At 32.2% G+C, this 22,082-nt stretch carries 20 protein-coding genes; 7 read left to right on the plus strand and 13 right to left on the minus strand.

The annotated features are described in order from the left end of the window. From ACFQ1R_RS15615 to mraZ, 11 genes are all read right to left on the minus strand, one after another. Complete coding sequence (locus ACFQ1R_RS15615; protein ID WP_379927205.1) at window positions 1-720, minus strand: cell division protein FtsQ/DivIB; 720 nt, start codon at window positions 718-720, stop codon at window positions 1-3. Next, window positions 710-2,062 (minus strand): UDP-N-acetylmuramate--L-alanine ligase, encoded by a 1,353-nt coding sequence (murC, locus tag ACFQ1R_RS15620; protein WP_379927206.1) that lies wholly within the window; start codon window positions 2,060-2,062, stop codon window positions 710-712. Before murC ends, ACFQ1R_RS15615 begins: the two co-directional genes overlap by 11 nt. Then, the gene (murG, locus tag ACFQ1R_RS15625) at window positions 2,059-3,168 is read right to left on the minus strand and encodes an undecaprenyldiphospho-muramoylpentapeptide beta-N-acetylglucosaminyltransferase (protein WP_379927207.1); all 1,110 of its coding nucleotides are present in this window, start codon (window positions 3,166-3,168) and stop codon (window positions 2,059-2,061) included. The genes murC and murG overlap by 4 nt, the downstream gene beginning before the upstream one ends. 25 nt (window positions 3,169-3,193) lie before the next feature. Next, window positions 3,194-4,387: an FtsW/RodA/SpoVE family cell cycle protein gene (locus ACFQ1R_RS15630; RefSeq protein WP_379927208.1), complete on the minus strand. Its 1,194-nt coding sequence runs from the start codon at window positions 4,385-4,387 to the stop codon at window positions 3,194-3,196. A 28-nt stretch (window positions 4,388-4,415) separates the two neighbouring features. Further along, a complete protein-coding gene (murD, locus tag ACFQ1R_RS15635; protein ID WP_379927209.1) occupies window positions 4,416-5,747 on the minus strand; it encodes a UDP-N-acetylmuramoyl-L-alanine--D-glutamate ligase in 1,332 nt (443 codons plus the stop codon). After that, on the minus strand, window positions 5,748-6,989 hold the full coding sequence (gene mraY / locus ACFQ1R_RS15640; RefSeq protein ID WP_379927210.1) for a phospho-N-acetylmuramoyl-pentapeptide-transferase: 1,242 nt from the start codon (window positions 6,987-6,989) through the stop codon (window positions 5,748-5,750). 81 nt (window positions 6,990-7,070) lie between these two features. Further along, complete coding sequence (locus tag ACFQ1R_RS15645) at window positions 7,071-8,534, minus strand: UDP-N-acetylmuramoyl-L-alanyl-D-glutamate--2,6-diaminopimelate ligase (RefSeq protein ID WP_379927211.1); 1,464 nt, start codon at window positions 8,532-8,534, stop codon at window positions 7,071-7,073. Next, window positions 8,531-10,492, minus strand: a complete 1,962-nt coding sequence (locus tag ACFQ1R_RS15650) for a penicillin-binding protein (RefSeq protein ID WP_379927212.1) — start codon at window positions 10,490-10,492, stop codon at window positions 8,531-8,533. Before ACFQ1R_RS15650 ends, ACFQ1R_RS15645 begins: the two co-directional genes overlap by 4 nt. Before the next feature lie 61 nt (window positions 10,493-10,553). Beyond that, window positions 10,554-10,871 (minus strand): FtsL-like putative cell division protein, encoded by a 318-nt coding sequence (locus tag ACFQ1R_RS15655; protein WP_379927213.1) that lies wholly within the window; start codon window positions 10,869-10,871, stop codon window positions 10,554-10,556. A gap of 40 nt (window positions 10,872-10,911) precedes the next feature. Continuing rightward, complete coding sequence (gene rsmH / locus ACFQ1R_RS15660; protein WP_379927214.1) at window positions 10,912-11,808, minus strand: 16S rRNA (cytosine(1402)-N(4))-methyltransferase RsmH; 897 nt, start codon at window positions 11,806-11,808, stop codon at window positions 10,912-10,914. Next, window positions 11,795-12,265 carry a division/cell wall cluster transcriptional repressor MraZ gene (gene mraZ, locus ACFQ1R_RS15665; RefSeq protein ID WP_379927215.1) on the minus strand — a complete coding sequence of 157 codons (471 nt, stop codon included), beginning with the start codon at window positions 12,263-12,265 and terminating at the stop codon, window positions 11,795-11,797. Before mraZ ends, rsmH begins: the two co-directional genes overlap by 14 nt. A gap of 292 nt (window positions 12,266-12,557) precedes the next feature. Here mraZ and ACFQ1R_RS15670 point away from each other — a divergent pair, with 292 nt between their 5' ends. The 4 genes from ACFQ1R_RS15670 to ACFQ1R_RS15685 all read left to right on the plus strand — a co-directional run bounded on the left by ACFQ1R_RS15670 (window position 12,558) and on the right by ACFQ1R_RS15685 (window position 16,399). Continuing rightward, entirely contained in the window at window positions 12,558-13,322 is a 765-nt protein-coding gene (locus ACFQ1R_RS15670) for an alpha/beta fold hydrolase (protein ID WP_379927216.1), read from the plus strand. Window positions 13,323-13,395: 73 nt separating this feature from the next. Beyond that, window positions 13,396-14,007: a ribosome biogenesis GTP-binding protein YihA/YsxC gene (gene yihA / locus ACFQ1R_RS15675; RefSeq protein ID WP_379927217.1), complete on the plus strand. Its 612-nt coding sequence runs from the start codon at window positions 13,396-13,398 to the stop codon at window positions 14,005-14,007. 245 nt (window positions 14,008-14,252) lie between these two features. Further along, entirely contained in the window at window positions 14,253-15,377 is a 1,125-nt protein-coding gene (locus ACFQ1R_RS15680) for a Fic family protein (protein WP_379927218.1), read from the plus strand. 119 nt (window positions 15,378-15,496) lie between these two features. Further along, entirely contained in the window at window positions 15,497-16,399 is a 903-nt protein-coding gene (locus ACFQ1R_RS15685) for an alpha/beta hydrolase family protein (protein ID WP_379927220.1), read from the plus strand. Between the two features lie 33 nt (window positions 16,400-16,432). Here ACFQ1R_RS15685 and ACFQ1R_RS15690 read toward each other — a convergent pair whose 3' ends face one another. Together ACFQ1R_RS15690 and ACFQ1R_RS15695 are read right to left on the minus strand one after the other, a co-directional pair. Further along, entirely contained in the window at window positions 16,433-17,527 is a 1,095-nt protein-coding gene (locus ACFQ1R_RS15690; RefSeq protein ID WP_379927221.1) for an ABC transporter permease, read from the minus strand. Between the two features lie 7 nt (window positions 17,528-17,534). Then, on the minus strand, window positions 17,535-19,673 hold the full coding sequence (locus ACFQ1R_RS15695) for a carboxy terminal-processing peptidase (protein WP_379927222.1): 2,139 nt from the start codon (window positions 19,671-19,673) through the stop codon (window positions 17,535-17,537). A gap of 178 nt (window positions 19,674-19,851) precedes the next feature. Between ACFQ1R_RS15695 and surE the strand changes: the two genes are divergently transcribed. From surE to lpxB, 3 genes are read left to right on the plus strand one after another with little or no spacing between them, the layout of a single operon-like run. Beyond that, window positions 19,852-20,628 (plus strand): 5'/3'-nucleotidase SurE, encoded by a 777-nt coding sequence (gene surE / locus ACFQ1R_RS15700; protein ID WP_379927223.1) that lies wholly within the window; start codon window positions 19,852-19,854, stop codon window positions 20,626-20,628. Continuing rightward, the gene (locus tag ACFQ1R_RS15705) at window positions 20,621-20,905 is read left to right on the plus strand and encodes a hypothetical protein (protein ID WP_379927224.1); all 285 of its coding nucleotides are present in this window, start codon (window positions 20,621-20,623) and stop codon (window positions 20,903-20,905) included. Before surE ends, ACFQ1R_RS15705 begins: the two co-directional genes overlap by 8 nt. Before the next feature lie 56 nt (window positions 20,906-20,961). Next, window positions 20,962-22,074: a lipid-A-disaccharide synthase gene (gene lpxB / locus ACFQ1R_RS15710; RefSeq protein ID WP_379927225.1), complete on the plus strand. Its 1,113-nt coding sequence runs from the start codon at window positions 20,962-20,964 to the stop codon at window positions 22,072-22,074. The last annotated feature ends 8 nt before the right edge of the window (window positions 22,075-22,082 follow it).

Below are 22,082 nucleotides of genomic sequence, written 5' to 3' on the forward strand. Positions count from 1 at the left end.
TTATATTTTGGTACATACTACTTGGTTATCAAATTGCAAATTAACTTTGCTATAATTTCCAAGCGTTTTTTGTTCAAGATTTTTTTGATAAAACGCTTTTAGGTTATTAATTTTTTTATCCAAATTTTTAACGCTTCCTAATTGCACTAAAAATTGGCATTGACGTAATTTTAAATATAGCATGTGGTCATTACCTCTATAAATTTCTATTACATGCTTTTTTAGAAACTCATCATCTTTAATTTTGTTAGCAACTATATAGATGCTTTTTAAATTATTTTTTTCAACATAACCAGTAACTAATGGCACTCTTGCGGCATAATTACTTGACAAAGGCATGTAAAAACCATCAGCATCAATATAATATGATGCGTTAGTGCTTACTCTTGCAATAGGTGTTTTTTGTTCAATTTCAGCTTTAAGTGTGCCGTTTACAGCAACATACACTTCAGCTGTTTTGATCATGGGGTTAGATTTTAGGGCATTTTCTAACTCATTCAAAGCTAAAGTTTCTTTAGGAACATTTTTAACACCTTTGAAATTTTGTATTAACAATTTACTAACATTCTGGTTAGTTATGAACGGGCTACTTTCTCCAATAAATTCGATATTAGGACTTGTTACAATTCTAACTGCATTTCTTTTGGAAGCAAAGACAAATAGAAATACTACTAAGCCCATTAAAACAATCATTTTTATGTAGTTCCAGTTAATTTTCAAGGCTAAATTCTTTTTTAATATGTTTAACTTCTTCACCTATATCACCAGCACCAATAGTTAATACAATTTGCGCTTCACTTTCATGTATTTTTTGCAACAACTGTTTTTTACTAACTAGTTGCTTATTTTCATTAGTTATTTTACTTAATAACCAAGCCGATGTTACACCTTCCATAGGTAATTCGCGTGCTGGATAAATATCTAACAACAAAACCTCATTAAACTGCGATAAACTTTTTGCAAAATCATCAATAAAATCGCGGGTTCTACTAAATAAATGTGGTTGAAAAACAGCCAATACTTTTTTGTTTGGGTACATTTCTCGCACAGCTTGATGCACTGCATTTATTTCCTCAGGATGGTGTGCATAATCATCGATATACACAAAATTATCCGTTTTAATTTGATAGGTGAATCTACGTTTCACACCCTTAAAAGACGCTAATGCTTTGGCGAGCTGTTGGTGAGAGCAACCATATTCTACAGCCATCGCCAAGGCCATTAGTGCATTAGACAAATTATGTCTACCAGGTAGGTTAAATTTTAAATTTTCAAGCACAGTAGTTGGTGTTTTTACATCAAAAACATATGTGCCATTTTCTATTTTTATATTTTGAACCGAATAATCGGAATCATCTTCAATACCATAAGTTATACCCTGAATTGGCAAACCGTTCTTAACAAATAACTTTCCATTAGGTTTTACTCTTTTTGAAAAATCTTCAAAAGATTTCACTAATTCTGAAGCATCACCATAAATATCTAAATGGTCGGCATCCATAGATGTTATGCCTGCAAAATTTGGTGATAATGTTAAAAATGAACGATCAAACTCATCTGCTTCAACTACCGAAACTTCGGTGCCGTTGATGATTAAATTAGAATTATAATTTTCACAAATACCACCTAAAAAAGCGGTTAGTGGCACATTACATTCATTCAATAAATGTCCTAATATACTAGTTGTAGTTGTTTTTCCATGTGTACCTGCAACTGCTAAACAAAACGTGTTTTCAGTAATTAAACCTAATATTTTGGAACGTTTTAAAATTTGAAAGTTATTATTCTTAAAGTATTCAAACTCTAAATGTCCTTGCGGAATTGCCGGTGTATAAACAACCAGTGTGTTTTCAATATTCAAAAATGCCGTTGGAATATTTTTTACGGCATCTTCAAAATGCACTTCAACACCTAAAGTTTTTAAACCATCGGTAATATCACTAGGTGTTTTATCGTAGCCAGCAACAACTTTACCGTTGGCTATAAAATAGCGAGCCAAAGCACTCATACCGATACCACCAATACCTACAAAATAAACGTTATGTATGTTGTTTAAATTCATTTGCTTTTTAACAGTTTTTCAACCTCGTCGGCTATTTGGTTTGTTGCATTAACTAAGGCTAATTTTTTTATATTTTCTCCTAATTCTTTTTGTTTTTCTAATGATGTTGATAGTTTTAAAAACGTACTTTCAAAATCAACATCCAAGTCTTCTTCTTTAATTATTAACGCTGCATTTTTATTTACAATTGCCATAGCGTTTTTGGTTTGATGATCTTCAGCTACATTTGGCGATGGTATAAAAATTACTGGTTTTCCAACAATACAAAGCTCGGATACTGAACTTGCACCTGCACGAGAAATAACAAAATCTGCCGCAGCATAAGCAAAATCCATATTATTTAAAAACTCACAAACTTGTATATCTTTTGTATTGTTATAAATTTTGTACTGATGATAATACAACTTACCGCATTGCCATATTACCTGAATATTTTGCATTTGAAAAAACTCCAGTTCTTTTTCAATTAATTCATTAACACGTCTAGAACCTAAACTTCCACCTAAAACCAGAAGTGTTTTTTTTCCGTTTTTTAAATTGAAGAAATCTTTAGCTTCAGCGGTTTTAGATTCAATATCTAATAAACTACTTCTTACTGGATTTCCTGTTTTAATAATTTTATCTTTTGGAAAAAAACGCTCCAACCCATCATAAGCCACACATATTTTTTTTGCTTTTTTTGCTAGAACTTTATTTGTAACTCCTGGATAAGAGTTTTGTTCTTGAATTAAACAAGGCACTTTTTTTGAAGCCGCCACTTGCAATAATGGTCCGCTTGCAAAACCTCCTGTACCAATGGCTACATCTGGTTTGAATGTGTTTACTATATTCCTAGCATTCCAAAGACTACTTATTAACTTAAACGGAAACATTAAATTTTTTAATGTTAATTGGCGCTGTATTCCAGAAATCCAAAGTCCTTTAATAGGATATCCTGCTTGCGGCACTTTTTCCATCTCCATTCTATCTTTAGCACCAACAAATAAAAACTCTGCATTTGGAAATCGAGATTTTAACTCATTTGCAATAGCAATTGCAGGGTAAATGTGTCCGCCTGTACCTCCGCCAGATAAGATTATTTTATATGTTTTATTGTTGTTACTCACTTTCTATTTTTCTTATGTACTTTATTTAAATTGCTTCCGATAATATTTCTAACGGGTTTTCTTCTATACTTTCCTGTTCTTTAATCTCGTCACGTTTTGCACTCACACTTAGTATTATTCCAATGGCTAAACACGTCATCCATATAGACGTTCCTCCACTACTAATTAGTGGTAATGTTTGCCCTGTTACGGGAAACAATTCTACTGCCACAGCCATATTTATTAATGCTTGAAAAACAATAGGCAAGCCAACACCAAGTACTACTAATTTCCCGAAAACGGTATCCGATTTTTGGGCTACTATTACTATTCTGAATAAAAACCACAAATAAAGAATCATGATAAAAAACCCACCAAGCAAACCATATTCTTCAATAATAATTGCAAAAATAAAATCGGATGACGATTGTGGTAAAAAATTCTTTTGGATACTTTTACCAGGACCAACACCTTGAATACCTCCTGTTGCAATGGCTATTTTAGCTTTTTCAATTTGATAATCGGCTTCTGTATCTTCATTGTTTGAATAGTTTATAATTCTATTTTCCCAAGTTTCAACTTTTACACTTAATGGTCCTGTGGTTAATTTTGCAACAACTATAAAAAACATCAACCCAATTAAACCCAATCCTAAAATAACTCCAATATATTTTAATGGATAACCACCTATAAAAACCAATATTAAAACCATTAAAAACATAATAGCTGTTGTTGAAAAGTTTGATGGCAATATTAATGCTAACACTAAAAAAACTGGTGTCCAAAGTGGTAAAATGGAACTTTTAAATGTAATGGCTTTATCTTGTATTTTAGACATATATCTTGCTACATATATCATAAGCACCACAGATGCCAATGTTGATGTTTGAAATGATACGCCTACAACTGGTATTTGAATCCATCTACTTGCACTTGCTCCTTCAATGGTTGTGCCTTGCAACATTGTTATACCTAACAATACCAACACAATAGGAATCATGACTAACGACAAGCCTTTGAAATAACGATAAGGTATTTTATGAACTCCATACATTATGGCAAAACCCAAAGCTAAATGCACTAAATGCTTAATCAAAAAAGTGAATGTATTTCCACCTACTGTTCTGTATGCCAAATTACTTGCAGCACTATAAACTGGCATAAAGGACACAATAGCCAACAATGCTACTATTGCCCAAATTAATTTATCGCCTTTTATGTTATTTAATAGTGTTTGCATTTTTTATTCCTGCGTATGCAGTAATGAATTATAAATTTCTTACTGCGTCTTTAAATTGACGACCTCTATCTTCATAGTTTTCAAACAAATCGAAACTTGCACAAGCTGGCGATAGCAACACATTATCACCTGCTTCAGCTAATTTGTAAGCTATTTTAACCGCTTCACTCATAAACTGTGTTTCAACAATAACATCAACCATGCTTCCAAAAGCATTTAACAACTTAGCATTATCAACACCTAAGCATATAATTGCTTTTACTTTTTCATTCACAAAAGGAAACAATTCTTCGTAATTATTACCTTTATCTACACCACCAACAATCCAAACTGTTGGCGCGTCCATACTTTCCAACGCATAATATGTAGCATTTACATTTGTTGCTTTCGAATCGTTTATATACTGTACTTTATTAATTTTTAGCACTTGCTCTAAACGATGCTCTACACCTTGAAAATTCTCAAGACTTTCACGAATGGTTTGCTTTCTAATTTTTAACAAATGCGCTACAGTAGAAGCTGCCATGGCATTTTTAATGTTGTGTTTACCTTCTAGTGTTAAGCTTGATGTTGGCATAATTATTCTGTTATTATCTATTGTTATTATTATATTTTTATTTTCTAAATACGCACCATTTTCTATTGTTTTTACCAGAGAAAACGGTAGTAATGTAGATTGAACTGGGTGGTTTTCCAACCAACTTACGAGTACCTCATCATCAGCATCATAAATCAAATAATCATCTTTGGTTTGATTTTCAGCTATTCTGAATTTTGAAGCGATATAATTTTCAAATTTGTAATCATACCTATCTAAATGATCGGGTGAAATGTTGGTGATTACAGCAATTTTTGGTTTAAAATCAACAATATCATCTAATTGAAAACTGCTAATTTCTAATACATAATTTGGGTAATCTTTTTCCAAAATTTGTTTTGCAAAACTATCGCCTATATTACCTGCCAAACCAACTTCTAATTCTTGTTTTAAAAGATGGTGTGTTAATGTTGCCGTGGTTGTTTTACCATTGCTTCCTGTAATACCTACAATGGTTGCGTTGGTATATTTTGAAGCAAATTCAATTTCTGAAACTACTAAAATACCTTGTTCACGAATTTGCTTTACCAAAGGTGCTTTATCAGGAATTCCAGGGCTTTTCATTACAATATTAGCATTTAGAATTTTAGCTTCTGTATGCGTTTCATCTTCCCATTCAATCTCATTATGTATAAGAACTTGTTTGTACTTTTCTTTTATTTTTCCTTTATCGGAAACAAAAACGTCGAATCCTTTTTCTTTTCCTAAAAGTGCTGTTCCAACACCGCTTTCGCCTCCTCCAAGAATTACTAATCTTTTCATCTATCTAATTTTCAAAGTCACTATGGAAACGATGGCTAACAAAATGCCTACAATCCAAAAACGCGTCACTATTTTACTTTCGTGATATCCCTTTTTTTGATAATGATGATGTAGTGGCGACATTAAAAAAATGCGTTTACCTTCACCAAACTTCTTCTTAGTATATTTAAACCAACTTACTTGTAATACCACCGATAAATTTTCAGCTAAAAAGATGCCACACAACACAGGTATTAACCATTCTTTTCGAACAGCAATGGCAATAACCGCTATAATACCACCTATGGTAAGACTACCTGTATCACCCATAAACACAGATGCTGGATAGGTATTGTACCATAAAAACCCTATAAGCGCTCCAACAAAAGCTGTGATATAAATTGTAATTTCTTCTACCCTTGGGATGTACATAATATTTAAGTAATCAGAAAAAATAATATTACCAGAAACCCAAGCAAAAATTCCTAAAGTGAGCACAATTATGGCGGATGTTCCTGCTGCTAACCCATCAATGCCATCGGTAAGATTTGCTCCATTTGAAACTGCTGTGATAATAAATATTGAAATGATTACAAAAATAACCCAACCATAATCTTTTAAACTTGGACTTATCCATGTGATAACATCGGCGTAATCAAATTCGTTTCCTTTTACAAACGGAATGGTTGTTTTAGTTGATTTAGCTTCTTCTTTAAAAAATTTAGCAGGTGAAACATTTGGGTTTTCTGCCATCATTTGTTGACGAACTTCAATAGGCAATTTTTCTTTAATAGTTGCATACGGACTGAAGTATAACGTTGTTCCAACAATAATACCCAAACCTACTTGACCTAATACTTTAAAACGACCTTTTAAACCTTCTTTATCTTTTTTAAATTTTTTAATATAATCGTCTATAAACCCAATTGTTCCCATCCAAAGGGTTGTAACAATCAATAAAACGATATATACATTACTTAATTTTGCCAATAAAAAAACAGGAATTAGTGTAGCAAGAATAATGATAATTCCACCCATAGTTGGTGTTCCTGCTTTTTCACTTTGTCCTTCTAATCCTAAATCTCTAATGGTTTCTCCTACCTGTTGTTTTTGTAAAAAACGAATGATGCGTTTTCCGTAAATTGTAGAAATTAACAACGACAAAATCATAGCTAAAGCTGCTCTAAAAGTTATAAAACCAAATAGAGATGCTCCAGGAATTTGGAATTGTTTTTCTAAATAATCAAATAGATAGTATAACATTTTTTTTTGTTTAGTTGTTTGTTGTTTAGTTGTTTAGTTGTGAAATCGACTTAACAACTCCACGACAACCGACTTAACTTTTTACTTATTCAGTTGTTTTAAAAATTCACTTACTATTTTAAAATCATCAAAATCAAAACGTTCTCCTTTAATTTCTTGATAGGTTTCGTGTCCTTTGCCCGCAACAAGAATTATATCGTTTGGTTGCGCCATTTGACATGCTGTTTTAATAGCTTGAAGTCTATCAGAAATAGTTACTGTTTTTTTATAATTTTGAGGTTCTACACCACTTTCAATATCTTTTAAAATGGTTTCTGGCTCTTCACTTCGTGGGTTATCACTCGTAAAAATTACTTTTGTACTTAATGCCGTAGCAATGTGTCCCATTTTTGGACGTTTGGTTTTATCTCTATCACCACCACAACCTACAACGGTAATTAGTTCTTCATTTTTAGTTCGAATACTATTGATGGTTTCTAACACATTTTTAAGTGCATCTGGCGTATGAGCATAATCAACAATAGCTGTAATTTTATTCTCTGAAACTACATATTGAAAACGACCACTTACACTTTCCAGTTCACTTATCAAGCGTAGAATTTCTACTTTTTCAAGTCCTAATAATTCCGCAGTAGCGTAAATTGCTAAAATATTGTAGGCATTAAAATTCCCTATAAGGCGTGTCCAAACTTCAGCATCATTAATTTTCAATAACAAACCACCAAATTGATTTTCTAATATTTGCGATTTATAATCGGCATACCCTTTTAAAGCATAAGTGTATTTTCGGGATTTGGTATTTTGCAACATTACCAATCCGTTTTTATCATCTACATTTACTAATGCAAATGCTTTTTCTGGAAGTGCATCGAAAAACGATTTTTTTACGTCGCGGTATTCTGCAAACGTGCTATGGTAATCTAAATGATCATGTGTTAAATTTGTAAAAATACCGCCTTCAAAACGTAAACCTTCAGTTCTATATTGATGAATACCATGCGAACTTACTTCCATAAAACAAAACTCCACACCTTCAGTATTCATCAATTTTAAATACTTATTAATGGTTAAAGAATCTGGCGTTGTGTGTGTTGCTTTGTATTCAATAGTATCAACCATAATTTTCACGGTAGATAGTAAACCTACCTTATAACCAGCTTTTTTAAATAGCTGATACAACAAACTCGCCACAGTAGTTTTTCCATTAGTACCTGTAACACCAACTAGTTTTAAGTTTGCTGAAGGGTTTTCATAAAAATTAGAAGCCATTATTGCCAAGGCTTTACTTGAATTATCAACTTCTACATAGGTAATACCTTCAACCAAATTTTCTGGCATTGTTTCACAAACAACAGCAACAGCACCTTGTTTTACAGCGCCTTCAATAAATTTATGTCCATCTGAAACTGTTCCTTTAACAGCAACAAAAACATAACCGTTTTTTATATTTCTAGAATCGAAATCTATAGCAGTTGCCATAACATTTGTAGAACCAACTACAGCGTTAATGGTTACTTTATACAATATGTCTTTTAATGCTATCATGATGCCGTTAATACTACTATTTGATTATTTTTTAATTTGATATTTTGTTCGATGGATTGCTTTTTGATAATGCCATTACCTTCTAATTTCACTTTTACTTTTACCTGCATATTTTCAAGTAATGCCAAAGCATCCATAGCTGGCAAACCAACCACATTAGGCATAATGGTTTTGTGCGATTGTGCTGTTTTGTAGAAGTTATTATATTCATTATCAACCGAAGCAATTCTTACTTTTAATGATTTAACCTCATCAACAATAGGTGTATCTGTAAATATTTTTTGTGCAATTTTTTTGAAAACTGGCCCAGAAACATCGGCACCATAATACCCAACACTTTTATCAGGTTCATGAATAACCACGATGCATGAATACTTTGGATTTTCCGCAGGAAAATAACCTGCGAATGATGATATATAACTTAACTTATCTTTATTAGCATAATCTTTCTGACAAGTACCTGTTTTTCCTGCCATTGAGAAATTTTCAGAATACAACCTATGTCCTGTTCCGTGTTTTTTATCAACTACATTTTTAAGTAGTTTTTGAACTTTAGCAATCGTTTCTTTTGAACAAATTTGCTTATTAATAACTTCCTTTTTAAAAGGCACAATCACTTCATCAAACTCTCTTACTTCTCTTAAAAACTGCGGTTTTACCATTTCGCCACCATTTGCAATAGCATTATAAAACGTTAATGTTTGAAGCGGTGTGAACGATACACCATATCCATACGCCATCCACTGCAATGCAATACCACTCCAACGCCCGTTTTTAATTCTTGGGTCTGGAATTACTGGTTTTGGCTCACCAATAATTGGTAATTGTAAATCGTTTTGAAGATTCATTGCATACAATCTATCAACAAACTTGCTTGGTGTTTTTCCGTAAGCTTTATCAATAGCTCTTACAATACCCGTATTTGACGAAACTTCAAATGCTTTTGAAACAGTTATTTTACCATAACCACCATGATGTGAATCTCTAACAGGTTTACCATAAAACCAGATAATACCTTTCTCGGTATCAACCACATCACTTGTATCTATAACTTTATCTTCAATACCGGCGGTTAAAGCCATTAATTTAAAAGTTGATCCAACTTCATGCGATTCACCTAAAGCATAATTCAAACGCTCATAATACAAGCCTTCGCTATTTCTTCCTAAATTTGAAATAGCACGAATTTCGCCAGTTTTAGTTTCCATAACAACCACACAACCGTGGTCTGCTTTGTATTTTTCTAACTGCTCTAAAAGTGCATGATGCGCTATATCTTGTATATTAACATCAATAGTTGTATACACATCGTAACCGTTTTTTGGATCAATTTCATTCGCATCATTTAAAGGTTTCCATTGCCCTTTTCCTATTTGTTGCTTTTTTCTTTGACCATCAACACCTCTTAAATATTTCACACCAAACGCACCATCAATACCAGGTCTTGTAACGTTTCCGTTTTCATCAATACGTTCATAACCTATGGTTCGTTGCGCAATACCACCCATTGGATGCTCGCGTTTTGTGGTTTGCTCTACAATTAATCCGCCTTTAAAAGCACCTAATTCAAGCATTGGAAAGTTGCGTAATCGGATATATTCTGAATACCCAACATTTCTAGCAATTAAATAATAGCGGTTTTGAAGCGCTCTTGCTTTTCTAATGTCATTTTGAAAATAACTAGATGGTTTTCCTGAATATTTTGAAAGCGAATCGCTTAATGGTTTAATATATTTTTCAAATGTTTTAGATGAAGGTGTTATAGCATCAAACCTAATATCATACTTAGGAACCGATGTAGCCAATAAATTACCCTTTACAGAATACACATTACCTCTATTTGCAGGTATGATAACGTTTTTCACAACACGTTCGCTTGCTAAGGCTTTATACTTATCGCCTTGCATAAATTGAATACTAACCAATTTAAAAACTACGGCAAGCCCAAAGACGAACATACATCCTGCTATAAAATACAATCTGTTTAATATGTTTTTCTCGCTTACCACTACGTGTTATTTATTCTTGAGATTTTACTTTTATTTTTTTTGGCGGAATTACCGATGGCGCAATACCTTTTTCTTGCATTACTTCAACTACATTCGATTCCATTTTAAGTTTCATTAGTCTTGAACGTCCATCTATAAATGCCGAACGCATTTCATTTACTTCATTTTTTAAACGCGCTATTTCATAAACTTTTTTATCTGCACTATGTGAGCTTGCTATCATTATTATTGCCAAAGCTGAAATAAATAAAATAAACCTCCAATTTTTAAAAGAGTCGTCACTTACTAAAAAAGTACCTTTCAACAGTTTATAAATATTTGTTTTCATATTATTTCTTTTGGCTTCAAACCCGATTTGCCACTTCTATTTATATTTTTTCAGCAATGCGCAGTTTTGCACTTCTTGCTCTACTATTCGTGTTAATTTCTGCTTTTGAAGGCACTATTAAACCACCAACTTTTTTTAATGGCACATCAAAATTGCCATACATGTCTCGCATTGGTTCACCTTCAAAAAGTCCGTTTCGCATAAAGCGTTTTACCAATCTATCTTCTAAAGAATGGTACGAAATAAAACTTAACCGCCCTTCTACCTTCAATATCTCTGGTGTTTGTAATAAAAATTCCTTTAATGCCTCAATTTCTTGATTCACTTCTATACGAATGGCTTGATAAATTTGTGCCAACACTTTATTCTCATGCCTTGGCGGCAAAAATTTATTAAGTACTTTTTTTAATTGTTCACTAGTTACAATTGGTTCAATTGCTCTACTTTCAATAATCAACCTCGCCATTGCTGGTGCAGCTCGCAATTCTCCATATTGCAAAAACACTTGTTTTAGCTGCTCTTCATCATAATTGTTTACCACTTGAAATGCTGACAAGGCATTTTGCTGATTCATGCGCATATCCAAATTTGCTTCAAAACGTGTTGAAAAACCCCGTTCAGCAACATCAAATTGATGTGACGATACACCAAAATCTGCCAAAATTCCATCAACTTGTTTCACGCCATAAAATCTTAAAAAACGTTTTATGTAGCGAAAGTTTTCATTTATCAACGTAAACCTAGAATCATCAATCGTATTTTCAAGAGCGTCCAAATCTTGATCAAAAGCAAATAATTTTCCTTTTTCACCAAGGCGTTTTAATATTTCTTTACTATGCCCACCACCGCCAAAAGTTACATCAACATAAATACCATCAGGTTCAATATTTAACCCGTCAACGGTTTCTTTCAATAAAACTGGATTATGATATTCCATAGTCATCATCATCTTGCCCCATTACTTCTTCAGCTAAATCTGCAAAATCTACAGTAGCATCATCAATGGCTTGTTCATATAAATCTTTATCCCATATTTCAATAATATTTACCACCGAAGTAATCACGATATCTTTTGAAATATTTGCAAAAACCGTTAAATCTTTTGGTATTAATAAGCGCCCATTAGTATCAACCTCAACCATTTTTACTCCCGCAGTAAAGCGACGAATAAAATCGTTATTCTTCTTTTTAAACTTATTAAGCTTGTTTATTTTTTGCATGAGAACCTGCCACTCACTCATAGGATACAACTCTAAACACTTTTGAAACACCGAACGACGCAAAACAAACCCATCTTCTAAAACTGAAGACAGTTGTTTTTTTAGCGGAGAAGGCATCATTAACCTGCCTTTAGCATCCACTTTACAATCGTATGTTCCTGTTAATAAATCCAATGTGATTTTTTGGTGTTTCAGCGTTTAAGTTTCAAATATATTGAAAATTTTACCACTTTTTACCACTTCTTACCACTTTGTTAATAAATTTTCGACTAAATGATGTTTGAAACCGCCATGAACAACTAAATACACTTACACGCACTAAGAATCAATGCATTAATGAGATACAATTAATAATATTAGAATTGTTAATATCTCCATTTTTAAATTTTAAATTCCCAACTCAATAAAGTCATTGAAATATGAATGAAATAACTATATTTGTTTCAAAGCAATGACCAACTGATTAATGACGCATCGTTTAAAAAAAGAGAAAAATTACAGCTATATTGAAGCTGGTGAAGGCACACCTATTATAGTTTTACATGGTTTAATGGGTGGTTTAAGTAATTTTGATTCGGTAATAAAACACTTTAGCCAAAAAGGCTACAACGTTATTATTCCGGAGCTGCCTATTTACACCATGTCTATCCTTAAAACCAATGTTAAAAGTTTTGCAAAATACCTGCATGATTTTATTGAATTTAAAGGATTTGACGATGTTATTTTATTAGGAAACTCGTTGGGCGGACACATTGGTTTATACCACACAAAATTATATCCTGAAAAAGTAAAAGCGCTTATTATAACAGGAAGTTCTGGACTTTATGAAAGCGCTATGGGCGGTGGCTACACCAAACGTAGTGACTATGAGGTTATTAAAAAGAAAGCACAAGATGTTTTTTACGACCCAGCTGTAGCTACAAAAGCTATTATAGATGAAGTTTATGAAACCGTAAACGACCGCAATAAACTTATAAAAACATTGGCTATTGCCAAAAGTGCTATACGCCACAATATGGCTAAAGATTTACCAAAAATGAATCTTCCAACATGCATTATTTGGGGTAAAAATGACAATGTAACACCACCAGAAGTTGCCGTAGAATTTGATGAATTATTACCAGATTCTGAATTATTTTGGATAGACAAATGTGGACATGCAGCTATGATGGAACATCCAGAAGAATTTAACCAGATTATGGATGCTTGGTTACAAAAACGAGGTCTTTAAAGTAAAAAATCCAATATAAAAAACACCAAATTCTAATATCGTTTTATTTATAATTTGGGTTAATTTAAAAAAAATGCATATAAAATCGGCCGAATTTGTAATGAGTAATTCTAATGTGGCAAAATGCCCAAAAGGATTATTGCCCGAGTATGCATTTATTGGCAGAAGTAATGTAGGCAAATCGTCGCTTATTAATATGCTAACTAATAAAAAAAGTTTAGCAAAAACATCTGGACGCCCAGGAAAAACACAACTTATCAATCATTTTTTAATTAATGAAAATTGGCATTTGGTAGATTTGCCCGGTTATGGATATGCACGTGTTTCAAAAAGCTCGAAAAAAGTATTTCAAAAATTTATTACCGAATATTTTGGCTTACGCGAGCAATTAGTTTCTGCCTTTGTTTTAGTTGATGTTAGGCACAAACCACAACCTATTGATTTGGAGTTTATGCAATGGCTAGGTGAACATGGTGTGCCATTTTCAATCATTTTTACAAAAGCTGATAAGCTAAAACCCAACGCTATTTTAAGACATGTTGAAGACTACAAAACCGTGCTTTTAGAAGCTTGGGAAACGATGCCCAATTACTTTATAACCTCATCCAGCAACGAAACTGGGAAAGACGAAGTTTTGGCCTATATTGATGCGTTGAACAATAATATGCAATTAGATTCTTTTTAAAATTTTCTGGTTTTAAATTAACACTTCTACTTGATTTTGTAAATAAAATCAACTAAATTCGTTTAACTTCTGATATAAAATATTGAACTGGTTTTATATTATTAGAGCTGGGCGACATTAAATAACATCTTTCAATAATTAAGAAACTAAGCACATACTTAATTTACAACCTTTCTTGTTTAATATTTTTGCAATATTCTTAATTAAGAAGTATCTTTGTTTAAGTTTATACTTAAATAAAAAAAATGAAAACATTCAAATCTGGCAATTATATAAACCAAGGAACTCACAAAAGCTTTCAGCCTACTAAAATAAATCAACAATGGACTATTGACAATATGGAGGTATTAACTCTTTTAAGTCAAGCAGACAGGCAACTTGGAAGACTTGATATGTATTCTGAATACATCCCAAATATCGATTTATTTATCAGTATGCACGTTTTAAAAGAAGCAACTCAATCAAGTAAAATTGAAGGGACAAAAACGAATATAGAAGATGCTTTATTAGATAAGGAAGATGTAAATGATGAAAAAAGAGATGATTGGGAAGAAGTACAAAATTATATCGAAGCATTAAATTCTGCTATCAAAAATTTAGAAAAGTTGCCTTTTTCCTCTCGATTAATACGGGAGACCCATAAAATACTACTACAAGGGGTCAGAGGAAAATATAAACTTCCCGGAGAATTTAGGAGTAGTCAAAATTGGATAGGAGGAGCAAGTATCAATGATGCTACATTTGTTCCACCAACTCACACAAGTGTTAATGAGTATATGGGTGATTTAGAAAAATTTGCCCATAATATTGAATCATTTTTTCCTGATTTACTTAAAATAGCATTGATACATTATCAATTTGAAACTATTCATCCATTTCTGGATGGTAATGGTAGAGTTGGTAGATTAATGATTACTTTGTATTTAGTTGAGAAAGGAATATTAAAAAAACCTATTCTCTATCTCTCTGATTTTTTCGAAAGAAATAGAATGCTTTATTATGATAATCTAACAAAAGTTAGAGAGAAAAATGATTTAAGTCAATGGTTTAAATTCTTTTTAGTTGGAGTAATAGAAACAGCAAAAAACGGTATAAATACATTTGATAGTATTTTAAAACTACAAAAAGAAGTTGAAATCAAACTACAAACATTAGGAAGTCGCTCCCGTAATGCACAATTGATTTTAAACCATCTTTACCAACGACCAATTATAGATGCCCAAAAAGTTAAAGAATTGACAGGCTTATCGTCACCTTCCGTTTACAAATTGATTGAAGAACTCGAAAAACTAGAAATATTAACTGAAATAACTGGTGCGAAAAGAGGAAAAATTTATTTATTCAAAGAATACACAAAACTATTTAAATAAAAACGTTGCCCAACAATGGCTGTAAGTAATTGCTTATTATTGCATAGTTCGGAAAATCCTCGCACGCAAACACAAAAGGTTCCTTACACATAAACGTTACATACAGTTTAACCCACTCAATGAACAGAATTCTAACATCAATCTTTTTTTTACTTTTTTTAAGTTTTGGACTTGCTCAAAACGGACAATTAATCTCGAAAAATTTAGTTGACATTTCCAACACACCTATTTGGGATAGAATTTCTCAAGACAATGAATTGCACTCTGATTTTGAACATTTAAAAAAATTAGATTTTTATTTTATTACTTACAAAAGTGACAACCAAAAAATTAAAGGTCTATTAATTGAGCCAAAGAAAGAGGGAAAATATCCTGTTGTAATTTTCAATCGTGGTGGAAATAGGGATTTTGCCCAATTAACAGTTGCAACAATGATAATGTACACTTCCAAATTAGCAGAACAAGGTTATGTTATTATTGGTAGTAACTATCGAGAAAAGGATGAATTTGGAGGAGCAGAAATTAATGATGTGCTGAATTTGACAAAAACCATAAATAAAATTGAAAAAGCTGACTCAAACTGTATCGGAATGTTTGGTTGGTCAAGAGGCGGAATGATGACCTATTTAGCTTTACAAAAATCGGACAAAATAAAAACAGCTATTGTTGGAAACGGAGTGTCTAATTTGTTTGACACAGCCAAGTTTAGACCGAAAATGGAAACTAATGTGTTTGCCGAATGTATTCCTAATTATTGGAAAAATAAAGAACTGGAATTAAAAAAACGCTCTGTAGTTTATTGGGCAGATGAATTAGACAAAAATAGTAGTCTTTTAATTTTATGTGGAACAAACGACAAAAGAGTAAACCCAGATCAAGCTGATAAAATTGCAGAAAAACTATCCGAAATCAATTACGATTTTGAAATAAGAAAATTTGAAACAGATCATTACTTTTCAGAATATAAAACAGAATTGAACGAAATAATAATTGAATGGTTTGACAAAAGATTAAAAAAATAAAAACTAATAGCAACAACAGAATGACACCAAAAATCACCCCTTCACATCCAAGGCATCACGCAACGCATTCCCAATAAGCATAAATGCCATTACCAAACTCATAATACAAAGCCCAGGTATGATAGCTAAATACGGTTTTCCGAGGATGATATAATTATAATGATCTTTTATCATAGCGCCCCAACTTGCCATTGGTGGTTGTGCACCAATACCTAAAAAGCTAAGTCCACTTTCAATTAAAATAGCTGCGGCAAAATTAGCTGCCGATATAACAATAACTGGTGCCATGATATTTGGCAATATATGTTTGGTTATAATTCTAAAATTATTAAAACCCAATGCTTTGGCGGCTGTAACGTATTGCATTTCTTTGGCACTAATTATTTGTCCGCGTACTACCCTAGCAACTTCAACCCACATAGTTAAACCTACAGCAATAAACACTTGCCAAAAGCCTTTTCCTAAAGCTAAAGTAATAGCTATAACCAACAATAGCGTTGGAATAGACCATGTTACATTAATAATCCACATAATAAAAGCATCCATTTTGCCCCCAAAATAACCAGCGATACTTCCCATAAAAATACCGACAATTAAGGATATAAATACCGCTACAAAACCAATAAAAAATGAAATTCTGGCACCTACCAAAACTCGGCTAAGTAAATCGCGACCATATTTATCAGTTCCAAAAAGAAAGTTTTTTTCTTTAATGACATTCTGAATAGTTTTATTAGAAAATGCATTTAAAGACATGCTTTTTTCAACACCTTCCAAACCATCGGAAGCATATTCTTTATAAGTTAATGTATTACCTTGTATATTGTATTTTGTAATAGGAATTTCGGTATCAGCATTTGTGTTACCAAAAAACAGCTTATCAAAACCACTTTGGGTACTTTCTAATTGTGTTGGTATTGTTAGCATCTGCACTTTAAAACCAGGTTTTTTTGAATGAATTGCTAAATGCATTTGGTTTGCATATTGCGAATTATCAGGCGCAAATGCATAGGCAAAAACAGAAATTATACCAACTAAAATGATGAAACAAAAACTAAAAACGCCCCAAAAGTTCTTTTTAAACTTTTGGAGCGCTAATTGTTTTAATGAGCTTGATTTATGACTCATGTAGTATTTAATTTTTTGCAGTTGCTGCAACTTTTTTAATTGGGTATGCAGTTTTTAAATCTTCTAAAACGTTTATAGCTTCTTCAACATAAATATCTTGACTTAATGTTTCGTGCCAACGAGTACGTTTTTCTTTTAAATCGGCAGTATCGTTATTAAAAAGTGATTTTTCGTATTTTGTTGAATCGAAGGTTAAATTTGTTTTATAATTGGTTAAAGCATCAAATCGTTTAGCTTCTTCTTCATTTAAATCTAATCCTGCTTTATACTTTTTGTAATTTAAAGGCACAATGGTTTCATCAATTTTACTTTTTACCCATTTTGCATTTTCCTCTATAAGTTTAAGTTGTGCATTATTACTCATACGTTCTTTACTTTTTTTAATAGTAGTATCATAATCATAATAATTTTCCCAAGGTGTATAACTTGCTGCATCAATTTCATCCCAAGGCAATGGGTTATCTTTATCTTTTTCACCTACTTCAATAAAGCTAAAACGACCAGGCACATTTACATCACTTTTCACACCTTCTAATTGTACAGAACCACCATTTATTCTGTAATACTTTTGGGTAGTTAAGGCTAAAGCACCTAAATCGCCACTTGTATTATTTCTTAACATGGTATTAAGGTTAATAACGTTTTGAACCGTACCTTTTCCATAGGTTTGTTTTCCTCCAATAATAATTGCGCGTTTATAATCTTGCATTGCTGCTGCCATAATTTCGGAAGCTGATGCTGATATTTCATTAACTAAAATAACCAAAGGTCCATCCCAAGTAATTGATTTATCTTTATCGCTTAATACCTCTTTAGCTTCACCTGTAGAACGTACTTGAACAATTGGTCCATCTTTAATAAATAAACCCGCCATATCTACCACTGTTGGTAATGATCCTCCACCATTGTTACGCAAATCTAAAACCAAACCTTGAATACCATCGGCTTTTAAGCGTTCAATTTCGGCTTTAACATCTTTGGCTGCATTTATGTTTTTATAGTCTTGAAAATCTACATAAAACGATGGTAAATCTATAATTCCAAAAGTCATGTTATCTTTTTTTACTACTGATGATTTTGCATAAGTTTCTTCTAACTCTACAACATCTCTTGTAATAGTAACATCTCTAATAGTACCATCAACTTTTTTAATTGTTAATGTTACTTTAGTTCCTTTTGGACCTTTTATATATTTTATGGCATCGTTAATACGCATGCCTACAATATTTACAGGAAATGCTTCATTTTCTTGCTTTACTTTTAAAATAACATCTTCAACTTCAAGCTCTTTACTTCGCCATGCTGGACCACCAGAAATAAGTTCAACTATTTTAATATGATCCATACGTTTTTGTAAACGTGCACCAATGCCTTCTAATTTTCCTGACATACGCTGGTCAAAATCTTCTTTATTTTTTGGTGCTAGATAATAGGTATGCGGATCGAACTCTTCAACAATGGTGTTTACATAAATTGAAAACCAGTCTTCCCGCTGTAAATCGTCAATATTATCATTAAAATAAACATCAATTGATTTTAAAGTTGATTCGCGCGCTTCTTTTTCTATCTCTTTTTCAGATTTCTTAACATACGAAGGATTATTCTTTTTTGATAATTCTTCTTGCATTAACAAATCGTGGTAATTAGAAAGTGTAGAAAATTTAAGTTGTTGTCTCCAACGTTCTTTCAATTCTTTTCTATTTTTTACAAATGCACTGTTTTCATAATCTGTATTAAATGTTTCATCAACAGTATAATCAAAAGGTTCTGATAGTACTTCTTTGTAAATTTCTTTAGCTTCTTCAATACGTTTTAGCATGCGCTCGTGTACAACATTAAAAAATGTAATATCAGTAGCTTTTAGTTGATCGTCAATTGTAAGTTTATATTTTTCAAAATCTTTAAAATCCGATTCATAGAAATAACGTTTAACAGGATCAATAATTTCTAAATAATCTTTAAATAATTCCTCAGAAAACGAATCGTCTAACACCAACGGATCAAAATGACCTTGTTCTAACACAAAGGTTATTACTTGTATTAACAATTTATCTTTATCAGGATTACTAAACTTTTTGGTTGTAAAACTGCACGATGCAAAGGCTAGCAGTATTGACAATAATAGCACCTTATAATTCCTTCTCATAATATTTTTCATTCGTTTAATAATCTACGACGCATGAAACGCCCAACATTTTTTTACTAAAATAAAGAAAAAACCATGCCATTAAGGGTTATGTACCACTAAATTTTTGTTAAACTGAATAAATAGGCTATTTCCTAAGGAAATTATGTATTTTAGCGATACTTTTTTAAGTATAAAAATGACAAAAAAACCGCTTATATTAGTAACCAATGATGATGGCATTAATGCACCTGGTATTAGAACATTAATAGCTGTAATGAATACTATTGGTGATGTTGTTGTGGTTGCGCCTGATAGTCCGCAAAGCGGCATGGGACATGCCATTACATTAGATTCTACACTGTATGTTGAACAAGTTTTTATAGATGATGGCCCGCAAACCGAATACAGTTGCTCTGGCACACCAGCCGATTGTGTGAAACTTGCTATAAGAGAAAAACTAACTAGAAAACCTGATATTTGTGTTTCTGGAATAAATCATGGCTCCAACTCATCAATTAACGTTATCTATTCTGGCACTATGAGTGCAGCTATTGAAGCTGGTATTGAGGGAATTCCTGCCATTGGATTTTCATTATTAGACTATGCTTGGAGTGCTAATTTTGAAGCAACTAAACATTTTGTAAAAACCATTACAGAAAACGTTTTAAAACAAGGTTTGCCAAATGGCATTGTTTTAAATGTAAACATTCCTAACCTTGCAAAAGAAAATATAAAAGGCATAAAAATATGCAGACAAGCCAAAGCTAATTGGGTTGAAGAGTTTGATAAACGCAAAACACCACAAGGTCGCGATTATTATTGGCTTACCGGAAAATTTGTTAATTTAGATGGTGGTGAAGATACCGATGAATGGGCTTTGGAAAATGGGTATATTTCAGTTGTACCCATTCAATTCGATTTAACAGCACACCACTACATTCAAAATTTAAACACTTGGAATTTAAATGATTAAAAAGGATATTTTTATAGGCATACTTGTAGGTTTAATAGCAAATGCTGTTGGTTTACTTCTAGTAGCCACATTATTAGGGCAAGGTGATGATTTTACTACTGTAATAAAAGCTGCTGCCAAAGAAGGTTTTTTAGGCAAACTTATCAGTCTTGGTGCTATTTTAAATTTAGTAGCTTTTTTTATTTTTATAAGAAAACGACAAGATTATAGAGCACGTGGCGTGCTACTAATTACTATTTTTATAGCAGTTTTTACGTTTGTTTTTAAATTGTTTTAACTAAAAAATCGTAAAAAACAATAACTTAAAACCAATTACCCTGTAAATTACAAGCAATGAAATACTATATTATAGCAGGTGAAGCATCAGGCGATTTACATGGCTCAAACCTAATGAAAGCATTACAAAAAGAAGATGTAAATGCCCATTTTAGGTTTTGGGGTGGCGACCTTATGCTAGCAGTTGGTGGCACATTGGTAAAACACTATAAAGAACGCGCCTTTATGGGTTTTGCTGAAGTGGTTATGAACCTGTCTGCTATTTTTAAAGATATTTCATTTTGCAAAAGCGATATTGAAAACTACAAACCCGATGTTATTATTTTTATTGACAACTCGGGGTTTAATTTACGTATAGCTAAATGGGCAAAACAAGCAGGTTTTAAAACAAACTATTACATTTCTCCACAAGTTTGGGCATCTAGAGCTAAACGAGTAAAGGACATAAAACGCGATATTGATGCTATGTACGTTATATTGCCTTTTGTTGAAGACTTTTATAAAAAATACGATTACAAAGTAACCTTTGTTGGTCATCCGCTAATTGATGCTATAGCCAACAGAGACCAAGTTGATGAATATAAATTTAGAGCCGAAAACGAACTTTCAAGCAAACCAATTATTGCATTATTGCCAGGTAGCAGAAAGCAAGAAATAACAAACATGCTATCTGTAATGCTTAGTTTGGTTGATGAATACACCAATTACCAGTTTGTTATTGCTGGTGCACCAAGTCAGGAATATTCGTTTTACGAACCGTTTATAAAGTCGAGCAACGTAAAATTTATTTCAAACAAAACTTATGATTTATTAAGTATTTCATACGCTGCTTTAGTTACTTCTGGTACAGCCACTTTAGAAACAGCTTTATTTAAAATACCTCAAGTTGTTTGCTATAAAGGCAGTGCTATTTCGTATCAAATAGCAAAACGTATTGTAACTTTAAAATATATTTCACTTGTTAATTTAATTATGGATAAGGAAGTTGTTACAGAACTTATCCAAAATAATTTCAATAAAAAACGCCTTAAACTAGAACTCGATAAAATTTTAAACACCGAAGAGCGTTCTAAAATATTTATTAATTATTACGAACTTGAGAAAGCCTTAGGAGGCAAAGGTGCTAGCGAAAAAACTGCTAAATTAATTTACAAATCCATCAAAGCTTAATCTTATTT

Source organism: Mariniflexile jejuense (assembly GCF_042675665.1).
GTDB classification, from domain to species: Bacteria; Bacteroidota; Bacteroidia; order Flavobacteriales; family Flavobacteriaceae; genus Mariniflexile; species Mariniflexile jejuense.